Source organism: Nocardia spongicola (assembly GCF_047200775.1).
Lineage (GTDB): Bacteria > Actinomycetota > Actinomycetes > Mycobacteriales > Mycobacteriaceae > Nocardia.
On sequence record NZ_JBJZOO010000002.1, the window covers coordinates 564,350 to 569,437 of the forward strand.

Here is a 5,088-nt window from a genome sequence, read left to right on the forward strand (position 1 = left end):
ATTGCCGAATGCTGGACGATGCGGATTTCCCGGCGGCGTGCCCCTGGTATCGCGCGGGTGGCTTCCGCCTGCGACCCGGTGCGGGCCGGAATTCGGCCGGTTCGTGCGGACAGTTGATGTTCTCGCGCGAATCTCCGCCTACCATGCCAGGAATGCGCCATGATCGCCTGCCCGATGGATTCGGGGTGCGGATCGACCCTCGGGTACGCGCATATTCCGGAGGTCGAGTCCTGATCGGTGGTTCTCCTGCTCGGTTGCTAAGACTTGCCCCGGAAGCCGTCGAGCTGATCGGTGATGGGTATTTCGAGGTGAACGGCCCGAAATCCGCCAGCGTTGCCCGTCGGCTGCTCGACTCGGGTGTCGGTAATCCACGCCCGCGGTTGTTGCCTTCGCCGGAGGATGTCACCATCGTCGTGCCGTTGCACAACAATCCCGAGGGGTTGGTACGGTTGCTCGCCGTGCTGCGCGGGCACAACGTGATCGTGGTCGATGACGGTTCGGATCAGCCGGTCCGCATACCGAGTCAACGCGGTACGCGGTGCCGGGTGACAGTGCTTCGGCACGATCGCGCCAAAGGGCCCGCCGCCGCTCGCAATGCCGGGTTACGCGCGGCGACGACCGATTTCGTCGCGTTCCTCGATTCCGACGTGGTGCCGCGCAGTGGCTGGCTGGAAGTGATGCTCGGCCATTTCAGCGACCCAGGAGTGGCGCTGGTCGCGCCGCGGATCGTCGCCTTGGACCCGGAGTCCAATGCACTGGCGCGCTACGAGCACACCCGTTCCTCGCTCGATCTCGGCAGGCGGGAGTCGGCCGTGCGCTCACGCGGACTGGTGTCCTATGTGCCGAGTGCGGCACTGCTGGTGCGCCGCAGGACATTGCTTGCCCAAGGCGGTTTCGACGAGTCGATGCGGGTGGCCGAGGATGTCGACCTGTGTTGGCGACTGGAGCGGGCGGGCTGGCGGCTACGTTATGAGCCAGCCGCCCATGTGGCGCACGACCACCGGGTCAGCTTCCGTGCCTGGTTCGGCCGAAAACTGTTCTACGGCACCGGCGCCGCACCGCTGGGAGAGCGGCATGCGGGGATGGTCTCGCCGCTGTCGGTGCCGTCGTGGACGGTGCTGGCCGCGGTCTTGTTCGCCACATTGACCCGATGGGGACTGCTCGGCGGGGTCGTCACCTTGTTCACGGTGCTGATCCGGTTGCGTCGCGTCTTCACCGAACTGGACAATCCGACCCGGATCGCCGCGATCTATCTCACGCGTGGTTTCTGCGCCGGGCTCTGGCGCCTTGCCTCGGCGATGTGCAGGCATTACTGGCCCATCACACTGCTTGCTGTGCTGCTCTCCCGGCGGATCAGGCGCATCGCGATCACCATGGCCGTCGCGGATGGCCTGGCCGATTGGTTCACCCATCGGGATGCGGGCGGGTTGGATCCCGTGCGGTACGTGGCCTACAAGCGCCTCGACGACATCGCATACGGCACCGGTTTATGGCTCGGGGCCTATCGCGCCAGGAGTACGCAAGCGCTGAAGCCCACCTCCTCATCCCGCTGATCACTCGGATAGGCCAGCGATGAGCTGGGTATTTCTCGTTCTGTCGGTGTGTGGGTCTCCGATGGTGCGTACTGTGCCGAGCGGCAGAAGGGAATCGGTATGGCCGACACACTCATCGTCGGGGGCGGTAGCGCGGGCAGTGTTCTCGCCGAGCGGCTGAGCGCGGATCCGGCGCATAGCGTGCGATTGCTCGAAGCGGGTCCGCTGTGGACCAGCACCGAGACTGTCCCTGCCGAATTGCTGGACGCGGCGGTGCTGCCGATCGGCCCTGAGGTGGAGTGGCTGTGGCGTTACCCGGTAACTCTGGCCGACGATCCACCGGTGCCTGCGTCCATAGTGCGCGGCAAGGTGATCGGTGGTTCGGGAGCGGTCAACGGCTGTTACTTCGTTCGGGCCACCGCAGCGGATTTCGCCGCATGGAGCAGGCGACTCGGCGGGTGCGCGGAGTGGTCGTTCGACGCTGTGCTTCCGGTGTATCGCCGTATCGAGCGGGATTCGGACTTCGGCGAGCAGCCCTGGCACAGCAGCAGCGGCCCGATTCCGGTGCAGCGCTCGGCGGTGCCGTCCTCGGTCAGCGCGGCATTCACCGCGGCATGTCTGGCCGCCGGATTCGCCGAGGTGCCCGACCTCAACGCACCCACGGCCGGTGACGGGGTCGGCGCGGTACCGTGCAACTGTTACCAGGGCAGGCGGATCAGCTCTGCGCTCGGTTATCTGCTGCCCGCCCTCGACAGGCCGAACCTGAACGTCGCCGGGGGAACATATGTCACCCGCATCCGCTTCGACGGGTCACGGGCGGTCGGAGTCGACTATGTGCGTGACGGCGAACTCGGCACCGAGTGGGCGGACCGTATTGTGCTCAGCGCCGGTGCGATCGAGTCGGCCGCATTGTTGTTGCGCTCCGGTATCGGTGATCCGGACAGGTTGCGCGCATTGGGTATACCGGTGGTGCATGCCGCCGGGGTCGGTACCGGGTTCAGCGACCATCTGGAGATCGGTCTCGATTATGTGCTCGACGCGGATTACGCTTCCGACGCGGCGGAATCGCCCGCGGTCGCGCTGGAATCAGTGCTCGAAGTCGGTGATATCGAAATCCGGCCCTACGCGATGTCGTTTACGCCGGGTGTGCGCAGGCTCGGTGTCGGGCTGATGCGCCCGCACTCATCCGGTGTGCTCCGCCTGCGCACGGCTGATCCGGCCGACGCGCCAGTGCTGGAGCACCACTATCTCACCGAAGAGCGGGATCGCGCCCGGCTGCGCGCGGCGGTACCGATAGCTGCTGGACTACTGCGGCGTATGAATGCCAGGCCTCTTGCTTCGATTCCGGAACGGGGGGATCTCGATGCTTGGTTATACGCGAATCTGGATACTTTGCAGCATTTATCCGGAACGTGCCGAATGGGGCTGGAAAACGATCCGGCGGCTGTTGTGGACGAGCGGTGCCGGGTGTACGGAGTGACCGGGCTGTCCATTGTGGATCTCTCCGTGGTTCCTGTTCCGTTGGGCCGTGGGCCGCAGGCCACGGTGCTGATGATTGCGGAAAAAGCGGCCGCATACCTCGCCACATGAAGTGAAATACGACTAGGTCACATTTCTTTGCCTGAGGTATGGGGTGTGACATGGCGGACAAACCGCAGTATCCGCCGTTGCCGTTCTATATGCGCCGGTATGGTTTGGTGCGGAAAGAAAGGCGAATGGTCGGCAACATCGCGGGTGGTCGCTCTCCACGGTATGGCACCGAGCCGGACGCCCAGCTCGGTGCATTAGAGGCTTATGCAGCCCAGGCGCACGGATATCTCGGCATCGGTGGCGATCAGCTTCCCCGGCTCGCCGGGTTGCTGCGTCCTGCGGTGCTCGAATCCTGGTTACGCAGCATACGTAGCGGGGTCGACCCGATGGACGTGCTCGGCGGCCGCGGTCTGCGCGGCGCGGATCTGCAGCGCTATCGGGAGACGCATCCCATTGCCGCGCTGATGCCGCTGATCGACAAGCTGCTGGTGCAGGATACGGCCAGAACGGGTCTGATCGTCGTGGTCGCCGATCAATTCGGTCGGGTGCTCTCGGTGCACGGTAACGCCGAACAGGAAGCGGCGGTGGCGGAAATCGGCCTGCGAGCGGGTAACGACCTCAGTGAGCGCCGGATAGGAACGAACGCGGTCGGCATGGTCGTGCGTACCGGTCGCGCCGCGTGGGTGCACGGCCCGGAGCATTTCCTGCACCGGATGCATCTGATCACCGGCGCCGCGGCCCCGGTGCACGATCCGGACGGCAGGCTGGTCGGCGTGCTGATGATCGCCGGTGGTGTTCGCGTGGCCAAACCGGAGATCCTGGCGTTGGTCAAGGCGGCGGCTACCGCCGCGGAGATGGACTTACTGCTCATGGCGATGCGTTCCGGGGAGCGTACGGCGGGTGAGTCCGACACCGCGCGTCCGCACCCGGCGGGCAGGCTAGGGCTCGATGTGCTCGGTCTCGGGCAGCCGCAACTGAGCGTCGCGGATGATCGCGTGCCACTATCGCAACGGCACGCCGAGATCCTGCTCCTGCTCGCCGAACATCCGGAAGGGCTCGGCGCCGACCATCTCGCGTTGCTGCTCGACGACACCGATCTCGGCAACGGCACTATCCGGGCAGCTATGTCGCGTCTGCGTGCGGTGGTCGGTGCGACAGTCGTCGGTTCGCGGCCCTACCGTTTGCGTGTTCCGATCGCTACTGATGTCGAGGCGCTGCGGGCCGCACTCGATTCCGGTGATGTCGATTCCGCATTACGGCTCTACGCGGGACCGGTGCTACCCCGTTCGACCGCGCCGGGAGTTATAGACATTCGCGATGAATTGCGGGTGCGATTGCGTACGGCGGTATTGAGTTCGGGCGATTCCGAGGTGCTACGTCGCTGGACGGCGGGTCCGGAAGGCCGCGACGATGCTGCGGCATGGGCGGCCTATCGCGCGACCATCGATCGAAATTCGCCGATGTATGCGCAGATAGAGGCCAAAATTCGGGTGCTGGACCTGCGACTGGGCGCGGATGCAACGCAGATGCAACGTTTTGGCGCATAGGGTGCTGGTCCAACAGCGCGACAGGGCGCTCGCGCGGCAAAAATGTGGTCGCGCACACAGTTGTGCCTGAAATTCCGGCCCAAATGCTCTTCTTGTGAGTTCTTTAAGAGATTTTTGGATGAAATGGGACCGTTTTAATAACGGAGCGCCTAGTGTGCGTAATGCACGGATAACATCTGTGTGATGTAACTGACATAGCCGTGGTCAGTGAGCCACGGCCATGACGTTGGAGGAACGATCAAAAGCTAGCCGAGACCGTCTGTGGGTTACGCACTCACCACGGCGGTGACCAGCCGGTCACCGATCTCTTCTTCATAAATCTGTCGGATCCGCGCGAGCGTGGTGTCACCGCTCGCGCCTCTCGCCGAAACGCATGTGGTGGCTGACGCCATGCGCCCCGGTTGTCGCAGCCGGGCGCAGCGGCTGATTTGTGCTGTCCAAAAGCGCTCGGACAGCTTTTTGCCGGATAGGAGGCTCTG

General features: G+C 64.6%; 3 protein-coding genes. All 3 read left to right on the forward strand.

From position 1 onward, the window contains the following. Positions 1–152: 152 nt before the first annotated feature. A complete protein-coding gene (gene mftF / locus ACL02S_RS07620; protein WP_412801578.1) occupies positions 153–1,553 on the forward strand; it encodes a mycofactocin biosynthesis glycosyltransferase MftF in 1,401 nt (466 codons plus the stop codon). Positions 1,554–1,652: 99 nt separating this feature from the next. Continuing rightward, complete coding sequence (gene mftG, locus ACL02S_RS07625; protein ID WP_412801579.1) at positions 1,653–3,122, forward strand: mycofactocin dehydrogenase MftG; 1,470 nt, start codon at positions 1,653–1,655, stop codon at positions 3,120–3,122. Between the two features lie 50 nt (positions 3,123–3,172). Further along, on the forward strand, positions 3,173–4,609 hold the full coding sequence (locus ACL02S_RS07630) for a GAF domain-containing protein (protein ID WP_412801580.1): 1,437 nt from the start codon (positions 3,173–3,175) through the stop codon (positions 4,607–4,609). The last annotated feature ends 479 nt before the right edge of the window (positions 4,610–5,088 follow it).